18 protein-coding genes and 2 tRNA genes are annotated in these 18,745 nt (G+C 73.6%); 7 read left to right on the top strand and 13 right to left on the bottom strand.

Annotated elements, in window-relative coordinates; all coding sequences use genetic code 11:
* Positions 1–40 precede the first annotated feature (40 nt).
* The 10 genes from BM223_RS27005 to BM223_RS26960 form a co-directional block, all read right to left on the bottom strand.
* Complete coding sequence (locus BM223_RS27005) at positions 41–1,072, bottom strand: UDP-N-acetylmuramate dehydrogenase (RefSeq protein ID WP_038676915.1); 1,032 nt, start codon at positions 1,070–1,072, stop codon at positions 41–43.
* Positions 1,065–1,466 (bottom strand): MaoC/PaaZ C-terminal domain-containing protein, encoded by a 402-nt coding sequence (locus BM223_RS27000; RefSeq protein ID WP_038676913.1) that lies wholly within the window; start codon positions 1,464–1,466, stop codon positions 1,065–1,067. Before BM223_RS27000 ends, BM223_RS27005 begins: the two co-directional genes overlap by 8 nt.
* Positions 1,463–1,861 (bottom strand): FAS1-like dehydratase domain-containing protein, encoded by a 399-nt coding sequence (locus BM223_RS26995; RefSeq protein ID WP_038676911.1) that lies wholly within the window; start codon positions 1,859–1,861, stop codon positions 1,463–1,465. The genes BM223_RS27000 and BM223_RS26995 overlap by 4 nt, the downstream gene beginning before the upstream one ends.
* Before the next feature lie 88 nt (positions 1,862–1,949).
* Positions 1,950–2,120: a 50S ribosomal protein L33 gene (rpmG, locus tag BM223_RS26990; protein WP_028654832.1), complete on the bottom strand. Its 171-nt coding sequence runs from the start codon at positions 2,118–2,120 to the stop codon at positions 1,950–1,952.
* Between the two features lie 38 nt (positions 2,121–2,158).
* Positions 2,159–2,232: transfer RNA gene (locus BM223_RS26985), tRNA-Met, on the bottom strand.
* 71 nt (positions 2,233–2,303) lie between these two features.
* Positions 2,304–2,376 (bottom strand) — tRNA-Thr (locus tag BM223_RS26980).
* A gap of 101 nt (positions 2,377–2,477) precedes the next feature.
* Positions 2,478–3,875, bottom strand: a complete 1,398-nt coding sequence (locus BM223_RS26975; protein WP_038676909.1) for an amidase — start codon at positions 3,873–3,875, stop codon at positions 2,478–2,480.
* A 71-nt stretch (positions 3,876–3,946) separates the two neighbouring features.
* Positions 3,947–4,657, bottom strand: a complete 711-nt coding sequence (locus BM223_RS26970; protein ID WP_038676907.1) for an LrgB family protein — start codon at positions 4,655–4,657, stop codon at positions 3,947–3,949.
* Positions 4,654–5,043, bottom strand: coding sequence for a CidA/LrgA family protein (locus BM223_RS26965; RefSeq protein ID WP_038676905.1), 390 nt, complete (start codon positions 5,041–5,043; stop codon positions 4,654–4,656). Before BM223_RS26965 ends, BM223_RS26970 begins: the two co-directional genes overlap by 4 nt.
* On the bottom strand, positions 5,040–6,041 hold the full coding sequence (locus tag BM223_RS26960) for a pirin family protein (RefSeq protein ID WP_038676902.1): 1,002 nt from the start codon (positions 6,039–6,041) through the stop codon (positions 5,040–5,042). The genes BM223_RS26965 and BM223_RS26960 overlap by 4 nt, the downstream gene beginning before the upstream one ends.
* 70 nt (positions 6,042–6,111) lie before the next feature.
* On the opposite strand from BM223_RS26960, the gene BM223_RS26955 reads away from it, so the two are divergent.
* The gene (locus BM223_RS26955; RefSeq protein WP_082003539.1) at positions 6,112–7,227 is read left to right on the top strand and encodes a glycosyltransferase; all 1,116 of its coding nucleotides are present in this window, start codon (positions 6,112–6,114) and stop codon (positions 7,225–7,227) included.
* Between the two features lie 81 nt (positions 7,228–7,308).
* Here the strand turns inward: BM223_RS26955 and BM223_RS26950 are convergent, their stop codons facing one another.
* Complete coding sequence (locus tag BM223_RS26950; RefSeq protein ID WP_141267147.1) at positions 7,309–8,352, bottom strand: hypothetical protein; 1,044 nt, start codon at positions 8,350–8,352, stop codon at positions 7,309–7,311.
* Positions 8,353–8,517: 165 nt separating this feature from the next.
* Entirely contained in the window at positions 8,518–10,029 is a 1,512-nt protein-coding gene (gene mptB, locus BM223_RS26945; protein WP_052138232.1) for a polyprenol phosphomannose-dependent alpha 1,6 mannosyltransferase MptB, read from the bottom strand.
* 128 nt (positions 10,030–10,157) lie between these two features.
* Between mptB and BM223_RS26940 the strand changes: the two genes are divergently transcribed.
* The 6 genes from BM223_RS26940 to BM223_RS26915 all read left to right on the top strand — a co-directional run bounded on the left by BM223_RS26940 (position 10,158) and on the right by BM223_RS26915 (position 17,560).
* Positions 10,158–10,814: an RDD family protein gene (locus tag BM223_RS26940; protein WP_200887062.1), complete on the top strand. Its 657-nt coding sequence runs from the start codon at positions 10,158–10,160 to the stop codon at positions 10,812–10,814.
* A gap of 107 nt (positions 10,815–10,921) precedes the next feature.
* Positions 10,922–11,401 (top strand): nitroreductase family deazaflavin-dependent oxidoreductase, encoded by a 480-nt coding sequence (locus BM223_RS26935; protein ID WP_038676897.1) that lies wholly within the window; start codon positions 10,922–10,924, stop codon positions 11,399–11,401.
* A 27-nt stretch (positions 11,402–11,428) separates the two neighbouring features.
* Positions 11,429–13,975: an AMP-binding protein gene (locus BM223_RS26930; protein ID WP_052138231.1), complete on the top strand. Its 2,547-nt coding sequence runs from the start codon at positions 11,429–11,431 to the stop codon at positions 13,973–13,975.
* Positions 13,972–14,988 carry an iron ABC transporter substrate-binding protein gene (locus BM223_RS26925; protein ID WP_038676895.1) on the top strand — a complete coding sequence of 339 codons (1,017 nt, stop codon included), beginning with the start codon at positions 13,972–13,974 and terminating at the stop codon, positions 14,986–14,988. Before BM223_RS26930 ends, BM223_RS26925 begins: the two co-directional genes overlap by 4 nt.
* A 107-nt stretch (positions 14,989–15,095) precedes the next feature.
* Positions 15,096–16,508: an ABC transporter permease gene (locus tag BM223_RS26920; RefSeq protein WP_235319114.1), complete on the top strand. Its 1,413-nt coding sequence runs from the start codon at positions 15,096–15,098 to the stop codon at positions 16,506–16,508.
* Positions 16,508–17,560, top strand: coding sequence for an ABC transporter ATP-binding protein (locus BM223_RS26915; RefSeq protein ID WP_038676893.1), 1,053 nt, complete (start codon positions 16,508–16,510; stop codon positions 17,558–17,560). Before BM223_RS26920 ends, BM223_RS26915 begins: the two co-directional genes overlap by 1 nt.
* Before the next feature lie 82 nt (positions 17,561–17,642).
* Here BM223_RS26915 and BM223_RS26910 read toward each other — a convergent pair whose 3' ends face one another.
* Positions 17,643–18,692 (bottom strand): S66 family peptidase, encoded by a 1,050-nt coding sequence (locus tag BM223_RS26910; RefSeq protein WP_038676892.1) that lies wholly within the window; start codon positions 18,690–18,692, stop codon positions 17,643–17,645.
* Between the last annotated feature and the right edge of the window lie 53 nt (positions 18,693–18,745).

Below are 18,745 nucleotides of genomic sequence, written 5' to 3'. Positions count from 1 at the left end.
TGGAGGCTCGGAGGGCGAGCCTGACGCTAGCCCCGCACCCTCAGAGCGCGCAGCCGATCAGCACAGGCTCGTTGACCAGCGTGATCCCGTAGCGCGCGGCCACCCCGTCCCGCACCTCGCGGGCGAGCGCCAGCAGCTCGTCGGAGGTCGCGCCGCCGCGGTTGGTCAGCGCCAGCGTGTGCTTGGTCGACAGCGAGACCCGGGCGCCGGGTCGGTCGAGGCCGAAACCCTTGCCGAAGCCGGCGTGCTCGATGAGCCAGGCCGCGCTGGTCTTCACGACGCCGTCCCCCTGCGGGTACGACGGCGCGCCGGCGGGCACGACGTCCGGGTCGACGATGGGGTTGGTGAAGAAGGAGCCGGCGCTCCACGTGTCGTGGTCGGCGGCGTCGAGGACCATGCCCTTGCCGCGGCGCAGCCCGAGGACCGCCGTCCGGACGTCGGCGAGGGGGGCGCGCTCCCCCACGGCGACGCCGAGGGTGCGGGCGAGCTCGGCGTACCCGACGGGCGCGGACAGCTCGCCGCGCGGCAGCCGGAAGGTGACGTCGAGGACCAGGTGGCGCGCCGGGTCGGCCTTGAACCGGGAGTGGCGGTAGCCGAAGCGGCACTCGGCGGCGGTGAAGGTCCGCTCGCCGCGCAGCATCCGGTCCCAGACCCGGACCGCGGAGATCGTCTGGGCGACCTCCTGGCCGTAGGCGCCGACGTTCTGGACCGGGGTGGCACCGACGGTGCCCGGGATGCCGGAGAGCGCCTCGACGCCCGTCCAGCCCTCGGCGACGGCGTGGGCGACGAAGGCGTCCCAGGGCTCGCCCGCGGCGACGGTGACCTCGACGGCGTCGTCGTCCGCGGGGACGACGGCGCGGCCGCGGGACGTGATGTGCACGATCGTGCCGGCGAAGCCCGCGTCGGCGACGACGAGGTTGCTGCCGCCGCCGACCAGGAGGACCGGCTCGCCGGCCGCGTCGGCCTCGGTCACCGCGGCGACCAGGGCGTCGGCGTCCGGCACCGCGACATAGCTCCGCCCGGGGCCTCCCAGGCGGAGCGTGGTGAGGTCCGCCAGGGCGGGATCAGGCACGGACCGTGACCTTGGGGGCGCCGAGCACCTTGGTGCCGTCGCTCGTGATCTCGAGGGCCAGCGTGAGCAGCCCGGCGTCGTTGCGCTCGCCGACGGTGCCGGCGACGGTCACCCGCGCCGCCCCCTCGGCCGGGACGACGACCGGCGCGACGAACTTCGCGCCCAGCTCGAGCACCTCGGCGTCCCCGGTCCACTCGCTGATCGCGCGGCCGACGAGGGCCAGCGTGTACATCCCGTGCGCGATCACGCCCGGCAGGCCGACCGCGAGCGCGATCGACTCGTCCTGGTGGATCGGGTTGTGGTCGCCGCTGGCGTGGGCGTAGGCGACGAGGTCGGCCCGGGTGATCTCGTAGGTGCGCGGCTCGAGCGCGGCACCCGGCGTCAGGTCGCTCATGCGGCACCTCCACGGTGGACGAGGGTCGCGGTCGCCGTGCAGACGAGCGCGCCGGCGGCGTCGGTGATCTCGCTCGCCGTGCTGACGATGTCGTTGCCCCCGATGGACCGGACGCCGGTCACGGTCAGGGTCGCCGTCAGCGCGTCGCCGACGACGACCGGCCGCTCGTACCGGAAGCGCTGGTCGCCGTGCACGATCCGGGACAGCTCGACCTGCTCGGCGGCGAGGAAGTCCTGGAGCGCGGCGAAGGTCACCACGATGGGGAAGGTCGGCGGGACGGCTCCACCGGCGCTGCCACCGACGGCCGTCGCGAAGGCCGAGACGGCCTCCTCGGTCACGGCCAGCGGCTGCGTCGCGGGGAAGGCGCGTCCGACCAGGGAGGCGTCGATCGGCATGCGCCCACCCTATCGACCCGTGAGAACGACGACGGCCCGCCTCCCCTGGGGGGAAGCGGGCCGTCGGAGCGCTCGTCGAGCGCTGGGTTCAGCGGGTCTCGCGGTGCGCGGTGTGCTTGCGGCAGCGCGGGCAGAACTTCGACAGCTCGATGCGGTCGGGGTCGTTCCGGCGGTTCTTCTTGGTGATGTAGTTGCGCTCCTTGCAGTCCACGCACGCGAGCGTGATCTTGGGGCGAACGTCGCTGCTCTTGCTGGCCACAGGAAGTCCTTCGTCGATGGTGGTGGTGCAGTACTCGGTAGCGGGAACGGGGATCGAACCCGTGACCTCACGATTATGAGTCGTGCGCTCTAACCGTCTGAGCTATCCCGCCACGTGAGGAGGGCGCCCTCCGCGCTGGCCGCCCGGGTCCCGGGCGGGTCGTGCGGCGGCGCCCCATCTCAGAGCCCCTTTACGGAATCGAACCGTAGACCTTCTCCTTACCATGGAGACGCTCTGCCGACTGAGCTAAAGGGGCAACGCCGCTGAACGATACACGCGTGCCGGGGCCGTACGAAATCGGCGGCCCCTCCACCCGGTTCGCAGGTCCTCCCCCTCCCCCGAAGCGGGGCCGGAAGGTCAGTCCTGGATGCGGGGGAACCCGCGGGCCTGCTCCAGCTCGTAGCCCAGCTCGATGAGCAGCGCCTCCTGGCCGGGGGCGGCGCCGAACATCATCCCCTGCGGCAGGCCGCTCGCGGTGACCGCGAGCGGCAGCGAGAGGGCGGGGGCGCCGGTGATGTTCTGCCAGGGGGTGAAAGCGACCCAGTCGAGGAGGCGGTCGATGATCGTCTCGTAGTCCTGGGTGGGGTCGAGGTGGCCGATCTTGGGGGTGGCGGTGGCGAGGGTCGGGGTGAGGGCGACGTCGTACCGCTCGTAGTAGAGCTCGGCCTGGGCGGCGGCGCGCTTGAGCCGGGTGATCGCGGCGGGGACCTTGTGCAGGTTGCGGCGCGCGTGCCGGGCGAGGCCGAGGGTGAGGTTGTCGTGCTTGGCGCGGTCCCACGTGCGGCCGTGGAAGGGCCGACCCGTGGTGAGCATCACCTGGGAGAGGAGCGACCAGTAGAGCAGGAAGTCGTCGGCGAAGGAGGGGCCGACGGGGACCTCGGACTCGATGACGGTGTGCCCGAGGCTCTCGAGGAGGGCGGCGGTCTGCTCGGTGAGGGCCTTGGTCTCGGCGTCCGCACCACGGCCGACGCCGCTGGTGTTGAGGGCGACCCGGAGCCGGCGCTTGATGGGGCGCGTGAGGTCGCCGATGGGCGGCAGCGCAAGGTTGCGGTGGAGCCGCTCGGCCTCGCGGTAGAAGGCGGCGGTGTCGCGCACGGAGCGGGTGACGACGCCGTCGGAGACGATCCGGATCGGCATGTCCCGGAAGAGCTTGTCCTGGGCGAGCCGGTTGCGGGTCGGCTTGAGGCCGACCAGGCCGTTGACCGCGGCAGGGATCCGGATCGAGCCGCCGCCGTCGTTCGCGTGGGCGATCGGTACGGCGCCCGCGGCGACGAGCGCAGCCGAGCCCGAGCTCGAGGCGCCCGCAGTCCGCTCGGTGTCCCACGGCGACCGGACGGCGCCCAGCCGCGGGTGCTCGGCCGAGGCGCTGAAGCCGTACTCCGAGAGCTGGCTCTTGCCGAGCGCGACCAGGCCGGTGCCGAGGTACATGTCGGCGAAGTCGCCGTTCTTCTTCGCCGGCCGCGGCTCCCAGGCGTCGGTGCCCGAGCGCGTGGGCATGCCGTCGACGTCGACGTTGTCCTTGACCAGCGTCGGCACGCCGGACAGGAAGCCCGGACGCGGACGACGAGCCGCCGCGCGCGCCTCGTCGAAGGCCGCATGGGCCAGGGCGTTGAGCTCGCCGTTCACCGCCTCGACCCGGGCGATCGCGGCGTCGACGGCCTCCTCGGCGGAGAGCTTTCCGGCGGCGAGGTGTTCGGCCAGGCCGACCGCGTCGAGGTCGCCGAGGGCATCGTCGGTGAAGGCGTGCACGCGCATGGCGGTCACGCTAGCGGGTCGGGAGGGCCCGGTTCGTCCGACCAGGGTCGTAACTCGCGACGGCGTCCGGGTCAGAAGAGGACGAGCGCGAGGACCGGCACCAGCAGGCTGATCGCGAGCGCGGACAGGCCCATCGCGAGCCCCGCGAAGGCGCCCTCGGTCTCGTCCTCGCGCAGCATCCGGGAGGCGCCGATGCCGTGCGAGACGGCGCCGACGGCCAGGCCGCGGGCGCGCCGGTCGCGGATGCGCAGGAGGTTGAGCACGGCCGGCGCGGTGATGGCGCTGACGATGCCGATCGAGATCGCGAAGACGGCGGCCAGGGGCGGGATCCCTCCCAGTGACTGGGTGAGCGCGATCGCGACGGGTGTCGTCGCGGCCTTGGCCGAGAGCGTCTTCTCGAGCTGCTCGTCGGCGCCGAGCGCGCGGGCGATGAGGACCGCCGTGACGATCGAGGTGACCGCCCCGGCGACGATCGCCACCAGCAGCGGGACGACGAACCCCTTGAGGCGATCGGCCTGCCGGTGCAGGGGGATCGCGAGCGCGACGGTCGCCGGGCCGAGCCAGAACGCGATCAGCTCGGTCGCGCTGCGGTAGTCGGCGTAGTCGACGTCGAGGACCGTGATCGCGATGCCCGCGGCCGCGATCGCCGGCAGCACGGGCTGGGCCAGCGCGTGCCCGCCGGTACGACGCTGCAGCCAGCGCCCTGCCTGGTAGCCGCCGAGCGTGATCAGCAGCAGCACCAGCGGCGAGCGGGCGAGGTCGAGCAGCTCGTCGCCCCTCACGGCGCCTCCTCCCCCGCCGGACCGGGCAGGTCGTCGTGCGGCTTGCCCAGCAGTCGCTCGAGCCCGACCGCCGTCCACCCGACGACGGCGAGCCCGATCAGCCAGGAGCCCAGCAGGGACGCGGCGATCGGCAGTGCGTGGTCGCGCAGCATCCCGAGGTAGACGACGATCCCGACGCCCGCCGGGACGAAGAAGAGCTGCAGGTGCCGCAGCAGCGCCGAGCCCGCGCGGACGATGGAGCCGTCGTCGCCGTACCGGCGCACGCGCAGGAAGACGAACAGCAGCAGCATCCCGACGACCGGCCCCGGCACGGTGATGTCGAGGAGCCGGACGATCACCTCCCCCAGCACCTGGAAGGCGAGCAGCCAGGTGAGACCGGCGATCACCGGCGTTCGCGGAGCCGCGCGTTGGGCAGCCCGGGAGCGGGGATCGGCGGCAGCGGCTGGTCCGGGACGACGCCGAAGCGCCCCGGCGCCACCTGCCGGCCGTCCGGCAGCACCTCGCCGCTCGCAGGATCGGTGATCTGGGTCTGCCAGGCCTCGCGGTAGGCGACGACCTCGTCGTGCGTGCGGCCCACGAAGTTCCACCACATCACGATCGCCTCGCCGAACGGCGGTCCGCCGAGCACGAGGAGGCGCGCCCCCTCGGCCCCGGCGACGAGCACGATCTCGTCGGCCCCGGTCGGGACGTAGGCGAGCTCCGCGGCCGCCACGTCGACGCCGGCGACGCTGACGCCGCCGAGGTCGACCAGCACCCCGTGCTCGTACGACGCGTCGACCGGCACCCGCAGCGTCGTCCCCGGGTCGAGCACGAGCTCGGCGCCGAGCAGCGGCGTGAACGTGCGGACCGGCGAGCTGTCGCCGAGCAGCGAGCCGAGGAAGACCCGCGCCCGCCAGCCGTCGCCGCCGACCTCGTCGGGGGCGTAGTGCTCGAAGCCGGGCGCGGTGTCGCGGTCGGTCGCCGGCAGCGCCACCCAGAGCTGCGCGCCGTGGAGCACGGTGGTCCCGGGCGTGGACACCTCGGAGTGGCTGATCCCCTGTCCCGCGGTCATGAGGTTGACCTCGCCGGGACGCACCATCGCGACGTTGCCCGCGCTGTCGCGGTGCTCGATCTCGCCGGTGAACAGCCAGCTCACCGTCTGCAGCCCGGTGTGGGGGTGCGGCGCGACGGACATGCCGCCGCTGTCGCTGACCAGGTCCGGGCCGTAGTGGTCGAGGAAGCACCACGCGCCGATGAGGGAGCGCTGGCGCTGCGGAAGCGTGCGGCGCACCTGCATCGCGCGGGGACCGCCGAGCGGGACGTCCCGCGGCTCCATCAGCTCCACGCCGGCGGCCTGCCGGCTCTCGCAGACGACTTCGTCGGGCCGGGCGTCCGGGTTGCTCATGCCCTCATCCTTCCGCGCCCGTCAACCGTGCGGTGGGCGAGGGTTCATCCGCTGCCGCAAGGGTGTGCCCGTGCGGATCGCCCAGCTGGCCAACTTCGTCGGGGCGACGTCGGGAGGCATGCGGACTGCGATCGAGCAGCTCGGCCGCGGCTACGTCGCCGCGGGTGCCGAGCGTCTCCTCGTCATCCCCGGTCCCGTCGACGCGATCCGGACGACGGACCTCGGCGACGTCGTCCAGGTGCGCGCGCCCCGGGTCGGCGGCGGCTACCGCCTGATCGTCGAGCCGTGGCGGGTCACCGAGGCGCTCGAGCGCTTCGGCCCCACGAGCGTGGAGTGGAGCGACAAGCTCACCCTCCTGCCGGTGGCCTGGTGGGCGCGGCGCAACGGCGTCCGGTCGGTGCTGCTCTCCCACGAGCGGATGGGCGACATGTTCGCGATGCGCACCGGGCTCGACACGACGTCGAAGGTCTCGATCGGCCTGCTCAACCGGGTGCTCGTCCGCAGCTTCGACACCGTGGTGGTCACCTCGGCGTACGCCGAGGGCGAGTTCCGCGCCGTCGCCGAGGCGGCGGGGTGTCCCGTCGAGCGGGTCCCCCTCGGCGTCGACCTCGCGACCTTCCGGCCGGCGCCCGCGCGGCCCGCGGACGACGGCCTGCTGCGGCTGGTGCACGCCGGCCGGCTCTCCCGCGAGAAGTCCCCGCACCTCGCGGTCGCCACCGCCGTCGAGCTGCACCGGCGCAGGATCCCCCTCCGTCTCGACGTGTACGGCGAGGGCCCGCACCTCGACGAGCTGCAGGAGATCGCGGGCACCGCGCCCGTCCACTTCCACGGGTACGTCGACGGCCGGGCCGCGCTGCGCGACCGGCTGGCCGCGGCCGACATCTCGCTGTCGGTGTGCCCCGGCGAGACGTTCGGTCTCGCCGTCCTGGAGGCGCTCGCCTGCGGCACCCCCGTCGTCACCGCCGACCGTGGCGGCGCCCGCGAGCTGGTCGATGCCGCGTCCGGCGCCTGGGGTGCCCCCACCCCGGAGGCGCTGGCCGACGCGGTGCTGCGGCTGCTTACCCGGCCCGAGCCCGAGCGCCGGGCCGCGGCGCGGCGCCGGGCCGAGCGCTACGGCTGGGACCGCACCGTCGCCCGGATGCTCGAGCTCCACGCGGGCGACCGGGCCGGCGTGCTCAGCGCCTGAGCCCATGTAACTACGTGTTACGTCGCCGAATTGCGTGCAACAGCACCGTGGTAGCAACGACACCGCCCGGGCAGTACGCCGCTACGCCGGACGCCGATCGCCTCGCGCGCGAATCTCGGCCGCCTCCGCAGCCAGTTCGGGGTCAAGATCGCGGCCGAACCGTCGTACCGCCTCGACATGCCCGCGCCGGATCCGCGCGATGGCCTCGGGACGATGCCGTCCCCACAGGTCGGCGTAGATGACCCGTACGACGACCAGCCCGCGATCGGCGATGTCGCGCTCGCGGACCTTCTCGTCGAACACCGCGCGCCGAGGGTCGTCCGCGACTCGCCCGTCTTCCACCGAGCGGTACTTGATCTCACCGTCGGCCTCGACGACCAGGTTCCCGACGCGCAGATCGCACCAGACCACGCCACGCACGGTGCGCACCGGGAACTGTGTCTCCGGCTCCCCGACGCCCGACTCGATGACCAGCTCCCGAGCGAGCGTCTCGAGGACCGTCTCGGCTCCGCGGTCGGCCGACCGCACGGCCCGCCGGGCATCCCGCACGCCCGGCCAGTACTTCATGATCGCCAACGCCCGCTCGAGATCGTCCCGCCGTACGCCGCGCCGGAGCACCGCGTCGCAGGCGACGAGGCCTCGCAGGTAGCCGTGTTCCCGCCCCATGTCGACGGCGGTACGAGCGAGATCGAGGGCGCGAACTCCTCCGACCTCCACCACCTGCTCCTGGTTGAACCGGGCGAGGTGGTGCTTCACGCCGTACTCGGTCCATGCGTTCGTCCAGCCGGGGCGGGTGATGTGCACGAACGACTCCCGCGGTCGCAGGACCGGGATCCCCTGCAGGTGGCAGGCGGAGTCGTGGCTGAGCACCCACCCGCGCCTGGCGGCCAGACCCACCGCACGGGCGCACAGAAGCGGCCGGCCGACATACTCGTCCAGCCCATCCCAGCGCTCTGATGTCGTGTAGTAGCCCCGTCGTACGACGTGCAGCGCGGGCCGGCTCTCGCCCCGCCGCGTGCGCAGGAGCGAGCGGATCGCATCCGGTCCGACGCCGAGGTCGAGCAGCTTCTGTCGCGAGATGAGACCGTCGTTGGCATCGATGACCGCCAGTACCCGAGCATCCATGCGGGCAGGCTGCCCGCGGGGTCCGTCGTACGCCACCCTCAGTTTCTCGCCTGTGGACAGCCGCGCGTCGGCGCTCGTGGGCCGCTCGGCCGGGAGCCCATCTACCTGGGCGCTGCGGCCGCTACCCGGGCGCTGTTGCACCCGAATTCGCGATGTAACACGTAGTTACATGCGCGCTGGCGCCTCGACCTCCGGCGCCAGCGGCGCGACGATCCGCGCCACCCGCTCGCGCGCGGTGCGCGTCAACAGCAGCACCGGCAGCAGTAGGGCGACGGTCATGCAGCCGATCACGATCGCGTAGTAGGCGCCGTGCAGGGACGAGTCGAGCGGCGCGACGAGGCCGAGCAGCACCGACACCGCGACGAACGCGCCGGTGCCGTAGCGCGGCAGCCGCTGGGCCGCGAGGAACGGCGGCAGCAGCAGGAAGTACCAGAGGTGCACGACCGGCGAGAGGACGACGAACGCGCCGCCGGCCGCCGCCACCGCCGCGATCGCCGTACGACGGGAGCCGGTGTCCCAGCGGAGCGCGACCCAGGCGCCCGTCCCCACGGCGGCGAGCAGGCCCAGCGCCCGCACGACGTCCCGGAAGAACGCCGGCCCGGTGCCGAGGCCCAGGTGGAGCGCGAACCAGTCGAGCACACCGCCGACCAGCGTGGTCGCGGACAAGGGGGTGTTCACCTCGCCGGGCACGGTCAGCGCATGCAGCCAGCCGTTGCCGAGACCGGTGACGACGCCGAGCCCCAGCAGCGTGCTCACCGCGACCGCGCCGACCTCGGCGAGCCGGCGCAGCCGCGGCACGACGGCGGCCCCGACCGGCAGCGAGACCAGCACGATGCCCACGCAGACCAGGCCCCCGGGGACCTTCACGCCGGCAGCGAGACCGGCGAGCACGGCGCCCCACACCCAGCCGCGCTCGACGGCCACGACCAGCGCCGCGGCCATCAGGCCCACCATCAGCAGGTCGTTGTGCAGCCCCGCGACGCCGTTGGCCATCATCAGCGGCGACACGATCACCAGCGCCGACGCCACGGCCGGGTTCACCCCACCCCAGCGGGCGAGCCGGGGCACCGCCCAGGCCAGCAGCACGAGGCCGACGAGGGCGAAGCAACGGTGCGCGACCACCAGCACCCACGGGTTGCCGGTCAGGTTGGCGGCCAGCCCGCCCAGGAACACCGGCACCGGCCCGTACGGCGTCGCCGTGTCCCACCACAGCGGGTCGACGGCCTGCACGATCGGCGGCCCGGTCAGCCAGCCCGGCAGCGGGATGAACGTCTCGGGCGCGAGGGCCCCCGGTCCCCAGCGGTACGGCGAGAGCCCGACGTCGGCGAGCATCCCCTGAGCCGCGTACGACCAGCCGTCGCGCGAGAACAGCGGTGGCGCCAGCACGAGAGGAGCGGTCCAGACCACTGCGGCGAACCGGACCAGGGCCACGCCCTCGCGCGGCTCACGGGTCTCGCGGTCGCCCACCGCCACGGTCCGGCACAGCCGCAGCCAGGCGTTGGCGAGCAGCCCCAACCCGGCCAGGACCACCACCAGACCGGTCATCCGGCCCAGCTCCAGGCCCCGAACCGTCTCTAGGGGCACGAATCGCAGCACGGGCGTCGACACGGGCAGCGTCGCGGTCACCAGGCCCCCGAGCAGGACGAGCACGCTGCCGAGCGTTCCGCGAGCGATCACGGGTCGCACCGTAGGCAGCCGGGACGACCCCGGAAGGTCACCCGGTTGAACTGCCGGGCAACGGGGCAAGAACGCCATAACGCCCGCTCGGAGGCGCCTTTCAGCACTACTGTGCAGGCATCCCCCCGGTGCGTGTGAGCACCGACGACCTCGAGGAGAACAGCATGTCGTACAACGAGCCGCCCCCGCCGCCCCCGGGAGGTCCGGGCGCCCCGCCTCCGCCCCCGCCGGGCGGCTACGGCGGTCCCCCGCCGCAGCCGGGTCCGGGTGGGTACGGCGGTGCTCCGGCGGGCGTCCCGCGTCCCGGTGAGCTGCTCAACCGCTTCCTCGCGCGGCTGATCGACCACGTGCTGCTGGGTGTCGTCTACGCCATCATCTACGGCGTCTTCAGCGGCATCTTCCTGACCGGCTTCGTCCACTCGTTCGGCGAGCTCTTCCTGTTCTGGACGGTCACCGCGATCCTGCAGGCCGCGATCTACCTCGGGTACTTCGCGTTCATGGAGTCCAACTCCGGCCAGACGGTCGGCAAGATGGTGATGAAGCTGCGGACCTACGGTCCCGACGGCGTCAGCAAGCCGACCATGGAGCAGGCGCTCAAGCGCAACGCCTACTCGGCGCTCGGGATCCTCAGCATCATCCCGTTCATCGGCTGGTTCTTCCTGGGCTGGGCCGTGCCGCTCGCCGCGGTCATCTACATCGCGGTCACGCTCAACAAGGACGTGCCCAACCACCAGGGCTGGCACGACAAGTTCGCCGGCGGCACCCGCGTCCTGCAGGTCGGCTGACCCGCACCGCACCCCACGCCGCGCAGCACCGCACGAGGCGCCCTCCGCACGGAGGGCGCCTCGTCGCATTTGCGGCCATCTCCGAGAACACGTTCTAGGGTGCGCGCATGGGCCTGTTCACCCCGATCGCCATCAAGCTGGGCTCCCAGCCGTGGATGCCGAAGCTGCTCCCCCAGATCACCTGGACCGACCAGCACCTCCAGCGCCTGACCGGACGGCGGGTGAGCCTGGTCGGCCTGGCCGGGCTGCCGAGCCTGCTGCTCACCGTCAAGGGCCGCAAGAGCGGTATCCCCCGCTCGACGCCGCTGCTCTGCGTCCCGTGGCAGGGCGGCTGGCTGATCGCCGGGTCGTCGTTCGGTGCGCCCAAGCCGCCGCTCTGGTCGGCCAACCTGCGCGCGGCCGAGACGGTCGAGGTGGACTACAACCGGCGCCGGCACACCTGCACCTGGCGCGAGGTCACCGGCGACGAGAAGGACAAGGTCTGGGCGCACATGCTGACGATCTGGCCCAACTACGCCAAGTACACCGAGTGGACCGACCGGGTGATCCCGGTCTTCCTGCTCACCCCTCAATCAAAAGAAGCATAAGGACAGCCTTGCTTTAGTCTTCGCCGTGTGGGGGACGGTACGACGAGCGCGCGCAGCGCCCCGGTCGCGGCAGGGATCGCCGACGACCTCGCGCGCCACGGCGAGCGCCCCGCCCTCCGGACGCCGACAGGGACCCTCACCTACGCCGACCTCGACCGGCGGGTGGCGGCCGAGCGCGCGGCCCTGGGAGCGGTGGCGCCGGGCGTGCGCCAGCTGGTCCGGCTGCGGCCCGCGGCCACGGCCGAGCTCGTCGTCACCTGGCTGGCCGCGCTCTCCGGCGGGCACGCGACGCTGCTCACCCACGACGACGGCCTCGCCCGCGCCTACGGCGTCTCGGTCGAGCGCGACGAGACCTGGCGCCCGACCGGCGTCCCGGCCCCGGCGCTGCACCCCGACCTGCGGCTGCTGCTGAGCACCTCGGGATCGACCGGGTCGCCCAAGCTGGTCCGGCTCTCGGCGGCCAACCTCGACGCCAACGCGACCGCCATCGCGTCGTACCTCGGGCTGGTCGCCGACGACGTCGCGCTGACCACGCTGCCGCTCGACTACTGCTACGGCCTCTCGGTGCTGCACAGCCACCTGGTCGCCGGCGCCTCGCTCGTCCTCGACGACCGCTCGGTCACCGACGCCGGCCTGTGGGAGCGCGCCCGCGCCGAGGGCGTCACGTCGTTCGCCGGCGTCCCCTACACGTTCGACCTGCTCGGCAGCGCCGGCTGGCCCGAGCTCCCGACGCTGCGCCAGGTCACCCAGGCCGGCGGCCGGCTCGCACCCGAGCGGGTCCGGGCCCTCGCCGAGCAGGGCGCGCGCGAGGGCTGGGACCTGGTCGTCATGTACGGCCAGACCGAGGCGACCGCCCGGATGGCCTACCTGCCGCCCGAGCTCGCCGCCCGGCACCCGGGCGCCGTCGGGGTCGCCGTCCCCGGGGGCGAGCTGCGGGTCGACCCCGTCGCCGGCGCCGGCCCGGGCGTCGGCGAGCTCGTCTACCGCGGCCCCAACGTCATGCAGGGCTATGCCGAGTCGCCCGCCGACCTGGCCCGCGGTGCCGAGGTCGACGAGCTGCGCACGGGCGACCTGGCCCGGATCACCCCCGAGGGACTGGTCGAGATCGTCGGCCGCCGCTCGCGCTTCGCCAAGCTCTTCGGGCAGCGGATCGACCTCGACCGGGTGCAGACCCTCCTCGGCCTCGGCGGGCACGACACCGGGTGCGCCGAGTCCGCCGACGGCCAGCAGCTCGTGGTGGCGGTACCCGGTCGGCCCGACCCCGCGACGCTGGCCGAGGTCGCGGCCGCCGCGGCGTCCGGCACCGGGCTGCCGGGCCACGCCGTCCGGGTCGTCGCGGTCGACGTCCTGCCCCGCCTGGCCAACGGCAAGCTCGACCAGCAGGCGGTCGGCCGGCTCACGGCGGCCCCGGTCGCCGAGGCCGCCTCGCCCGAGGACTCCCTCGCCCGGCTCTACGCACGCGTGCTCGGGCGGCCCGCGGTCGATCCCACCGACTCGTTCGTCGGCCTCGGCGGCGACTCGCTCTCGTACGTCGAGCTGTCGCTGCGCCTCGAGAGCCGGATCGGCCGGCTGCCCGACGACTGGCAGCGCTGGACCGTCGCCGACCTCGCCGGACTCGTCGCCACCCGCCCCTCGCGCTGGGCCCGGGTCGACACCACCATCGTGCTGCGCGCCATCGCGATCGTGCTCATCGTCGGCTCGCACACCAACCTCTGGGTCCTCGTCGGCGGCGCGCACGTGCTGCTCGCCGTCGCCGGCGCCAACTTCGCCCGCTTCCACCTGGCCGACGAGGGTCCCCGCGACCGGCTCACCCGGGTGGCCCGCTCGGCGGCCCGGATCGCCGTCCCGTCGGTGCTCTGGATCGGCGCGGTCGCCCTCGTCACCGGCGCGCCCGGCTGGCGCAGCGTGCTGCTGCTCAACGACGTCCTCGGCGCCCGGACCTGGTCCGAGCCCGACTGGTACTACTGGTTCGTCGAGGTGGTCCTCCTCGTCACGCTCGGCGCCGGCCTGCTCACCGCGATCCCCTGGGTGATGGCGCTGGAGCGCCGGCACCGCTTCCCGCTCGCCGTGGGGCTGACCGCGGCCGCACTGGTCCCGCGCTTCTGGGCCACCGCGACGTCGTACGACGGCGACGTGATCCACTCCTCCGTCTTCGTGGCGTGGCTCTTCGCCGGCGGCTGGGCCGCCGCGGTCGCCCGCACCCCCGCGCAGCGGGTGCTCGTCACCGCTCTCCTCGTCGCCGGCGCCTGGGGGTTCACCGGCGACACCCGGCGCGACCTGGTCGTGATCACCGGCGTGACCGTGCTCGTCTGGGCACCCGCCGTGCCGTGGCCACGGCCGCTCGTGGGGCTCACCGGCACGCTCGCCAGCGCCTCGCTCTTCATCTACCTGACCCACTGGCAGGTCTACCCCCACCTCGAGAACCGCTGGCCGCTCGGCGGACTGCTCGCCTCGCTCGCGCTCGGCGTCCTCGTCTGGCGGCTCGCCGAGCGGGCCCCGGCCTGGGCCCGCCGTCGTCCCGCACCCCGCGCTCACTACGCTCGCGACCACCACCACCGACAGGAAGCCCGATGAAGAACCGCCTCCTCCGCGCCGGCCTCGGCGTCGCCGCCGCCACCCTGGTCCTGCCGCTCCTCACGGCCTGCGGGGGTGACGACGAGCCGACGCTGGTGATCTACAACGCCCAGCACGAGCCGCTGCTCAAGGCGCTCGCGCCGGAGTTCACGAAGGAGACCGGCATCGAGGTCGAGCTCCGCAACGGCAAGGACCTCGAGCTCTCCAACCAGATCGTCCAGGAGGGCAAGGCCTCGCCGGCCGACATCTTCCTGACCGAGAACTCCCCCGGCATGTCCCAGGTCGAGGCCGCCGGCCTCCTCGACAAGCTCCCGGCCGACCTCGTCGCGCCGATCCCCGAGCAGTACCGCCCCCGCAGCGGCCTGTGGACCGGCTTCGTGGCCCGCTCCACCGTGCTGGTCTACAACACCGACCAGACCGACGAGGCCGCCATGCCGGCGTCCCTGCTCGACCTCGCGAAGCCGGAGTGGAAGGGCAAGATCGCCTTCTCCCCCACCGGTGCGGACTTCCAGGCCATCGTCGCCGCCGTGCTCGACCTCGAGGGCGAGGCCGCCACCAAGGCCTGGCTCGAGGGCATCAAGGCCAACGGCAAGGTCTACGACGGCAACAACCTCGTGCTCGAGGCGGTCAACTCCGGCGAGATCGAGGTCGGGATCGTCTACCACTACTACTGGGAGCGCGACCACAAGGAGAGCGGAGACGTCAGCGACCACAGCTCGCAGTACTACTTCTCCAACGGCGACCCCGGCGCCTTCGTGAGCGTCTCCGGCGCGGGCATCCTCAAGTCGAGCGACATGAAGACCGAGGCCCGCAAGTTCATCGAGTTCCTCGTGAACGAGAAGGGCCAGCAGATCCTCGCCGACAGCTACGCGCTGGAGTACCCGCTCAACCCGGCCGTCCAGCTCGAGGGCGTGCAGAAGCCGTTCAGCGAGCTGCAGCCGCCGGCCGTCAACGTGTCCGACCTCGACGCGAAGAAGGTCGTCGACCTCATGACCGAGGTCGGCTTCCTCTGAGCACCACTCGCCGTTCCGCACCGCCGCTGCTGGTCCTCGGGCTGGCGATCGCGGCGCTCACCCTCGTCCCCCTCGGCTACGTCCTCTGGACGACGGCCGAGCTGGGCGTGGGCGAGGCCACGGACTTCCTGTGGCGTCCGCGGATCGGCGAGCTGCTCTGGAACACCGTCCGGCTGCTCGTCCTCGGCGTGCTGGTGAGCACCGCCGTCGGGGTGGCGGGTGCCTGGGTGGTCGAGCGGACCGACGTACCGGCGCGCGGCTGGTGGCACGGGCTGCTGTGCGCGCCACTGGCGGTGCCGGCGTTCGTCAACGGCTACGGCTGGGTCTCGACGACCCACGCGGTGCAGTCGTTCCCGGGCGCGGTGATGGTGGTGTCGCTGTCGTACTTCCCCCTGGTCTACCTGCCCACGGTCGCCGCGCTGCGCCGTCTCGACCCGGCGGTCGAGGAGGTCGCGACGGCGCTCGGCAAGGGCCTGTGGCAGGTGTTCTGGCGGGTCACGCTGCCGGCGATCAGCCCGGCGGTGCTGGGCGGAGCACTGCTCGTTGGCCTGCACCTGCTCGCCGAGTACGGCGCCCTGCAGCTGCTCAACTACCCGACCCTGACCACGGCGATCCTGCAGCAGTACGCGACCGTCTTCAACGGACCCGAGGCCACGCTCCTGGCGCTCGTGCTCGTCACGTTCTGCCTGCTGCTGCTGGGCATCGAGCTCCTCCTGCGCGGACGACGCCGGCGTGCCCGGGTCGGCTCGGGCGCGCGCCGCGAGCCCACCCGGATCCGGCTCGGTCGGCGCCGTCCCGTGGTGATCGGCGGGCTCGCGCTGCTCGCCGTGTGGGCGCTCGGCGTACCGATCGGCGCCCTGGTGCGCTGGCTGGTGCGCGGCACGTCGTCGGGCATCGACTGGGGTGAGCTGACCGGCGCCGCGTCGAGCACGTTCGTGCTCGCGCTGCTGGGCGGGCTGCTCGCCACCGCGGCCGCCGTCCCGGTGGTGTGGCTGGCGGTCCGGCACCGCGGCCTGGTGACCACCGCGATCGAGCGCAGCGTCTACACCGCCAGCGCCATGCCCGGCATCGTCATCGCGCTGGCGCTCGTCACCGTCTCGATCCGCGCGGTGCCGGCGGTCTACCAGACGCTGGGGCTGCTGCTGGTCGGCTACCTGATCCTGTTCCTGCCGCGCGCCGTCGTGAGCGTGCGGTCGACCTTCGAGCTGGTGCCGCCGAACCTCGAGGAGGTCGCGCGCAGCCTGGGCTGCAGCGGCCCCGCCGTGGCCCGCCGGGTGACCCTGCCGCTCGTCCTGCCCGGGCTGAGCGCCGCCGCCGCGCTGGTCGCGCTCGCGGTCGCCACCGAGCTGACGGCGACCCTGCTGCTCGCGCCGATCGGCACCGAGACCCTGGCGACCCGGTTCTGGTCCGACGCCTCGTCCGTCGCGTACGGCGCCGCCGCGCCCTACGCCCTCGCGCTGATCGCGCTGTCCGTACCGTCCACCTGGCTGCTGGCCCGGCTGAGCATGAGGAGCCGCTGATGACCTCGGATGCCGCACTCGAGATCCGCGGGCTGGAGGCCGGCTACGGCGCGACGCCCGTCCTGCGCGGGGTCGACCTGGTCGTGCCGGGTGGGGTGACGTCGATCCTCGGCTCCTCCGGCTGCGGCAAGACCACGCTGCTGCGGGCGGTCGCGGGCTTCGTGCAGCCCACCAGCGGCGCGATCAGCGTGGCCGGCACCGAGGTCGTCGGCGGACGCCGCAGCCTCCCCGCCCGGCTGCGCGGGATCGGCTACGTGCCCCAGGAGGGCGCGCTCTTCCCGCACCTGACCGTCGCCCGCAATGTCGCCTTCGGCCTGCCGCGCGAGCGACGTCGCGACGCCGCCACCCTCGTCGCCACCGCGCTCGAGATGGTCGAGCTCGACCCGGCGCTGGCCGGCCGCTACCCCCACGAGCTCTCCGGCGGCCAGCAGCAGCGGGTCGCCCTGGCCCGGGCGCTCGCGCCCCGCCCGGCCCTGGTGCTGCTCGACGAGCCCTTCTCCTCCCTCGACGCGTCGCTGCGCGAGGAGACCGGGCGCGCCGTCGTCCGCGCCCTGCGCGCGGCCGACGCGGCCGCCGTCCTCGTCACCCACGACCAGGGCGAGGCGCTCTCGCTCGCCGACCAGGTCGCCGTCATGATGGCCGGTCAGTTCCGCCAGGTCGCCGCACCTGCGGCGGTCTACCTCGCCCCCGCCGACCCCGACGTCGCTGCCTTCATCGGGCACGCCTCGCTGCTCGCGGGCGAGGTCGACGCCGACGGGCAGGGCCGCTCGCCGCTGGGCGTCCTCGACCTGCGGACGCCGGTCGCGGCGGGGCCCGCGCGGTTCGCCGTGCGGTCGGAGCAGGTGCAGGTCCGCACCGGCACCGCCGCCGGCGACGGCGCGACGCCGGGCGAGGTGCTCGACGTCAGCTTCTTCGGGCACGACGCGACCATCCGGGTCCGGCTCGACTCCGGCGAGCAGGTCACCGCGCGCACCCCCGCCGACAGCGTCCCCCGCGCCGGCGACCGGGTCGGGCTCCGGGTCACGGGCGACGTCATCGCCTTCGCGGGCTGAGGTCTCTCCGTCGTACCGGACAAAATGGTCGTGATTCCTGCGATTTCACGACCATTTTGTCCGGTACGACGGGGGAACCGGGCTAGGCGTAGTCGGCGTGGACGGTCCGGCTCGCGCCGTCGACCGTCACCGATCCCCCGTGGGGGAGGATCCACTGCGGCCGGGTGTGGCCGAACGGGACGCCGACGCACACGACCGCCTCCGGGTTGTAGCGGGCGACGAGGTCGACGACCACGTCGCGCTGCTCGGCCCGGAGGCGCGCCCGCTCGGCCGGGTCGGGACGTCGTGCGAAGTCGGAGACGGGCGGCCGGGCCAGGAGCACGGCGTCGGCGGCGGCCAGGAGTCCGCGCTCGCCGAGGTTGCGGACGATCCAGCTGACCTCGCGGGCCGGCATCAGCTCCTCGGATGTCTCGAGCAGGAGCACGCCGCCATCCAGGTCGCTGGGCTCCGCGGTGAACCGGCCGGCCGCGAGCACCCACTCGAGGATCTCGACACACCCGCCCCAGGTGGGGCCGGTGACCTCGCGGGCCGGGCCCGCCCAGTGCCAGGGCTCGGTGGGCTCGCGGTCGCCGTACTCGGTGAGGGCGAGGGGGTCGTTCCAGTCCTTGCCAACGTCCTCGGACTCCCCCGGGTCGGTGATCTCGAGCCGGCCGCCGTCGACGAGCGCGGCCCGCAGGGACGCCGTGTGCTCGGGGTCGAGACCCGGCCCCGGCCCGACATGGACCTGCGTGGAACCCCCGTAGAAGCTGGCGATTCCCTGCGACCACAGCCACTGGTGCAGGTTGGTGTTGTCGCTCGTGCCGAGGAACGGCTTGGGGTCGTGGCGGACCGCATCGGCGTCGAGGTGCGGAATGACCGTGATCTGGTCCTCGCCGCCGATCGTCGCGATCACTGCTCGGATGTCCGGGTCGGCGAACGCCGCGTTGAGGTCGGCCGCCCGCTCCTCCGCGGTCGCCCCCAGCTTGCGGGTCGTCGGGTACTCCACCGGCACCAGCCCGGTCACCTCGGCCAGTCGGCGCATCGCCTGCTCGTGGACCTCGGGGGCGACCGCCGGCGCCGCGAAGGACGGCGACAGGACGGCGATCCGGTCGCCGGGGCGGGCCTTGGGCGGGTGCACGAGGTCACGAGACATGCCGCCAGGAGATCACGGCAGGCCGAGGATTCGCACTCGACTTTGCGGGGTAC

It is taken from the genome of Pimelobacter simplex, assembly GCF_900114845.1.
Classification (GTDB): Bacteria; Actinomycetota; Actinomycetes; order Propionibacteriales; family Nocardioidaceae; genus Nocardioides; species Nocardioides simplex.
This window is presented reverse-complemented; position numbering and strand designations above follow the sequence as displayed.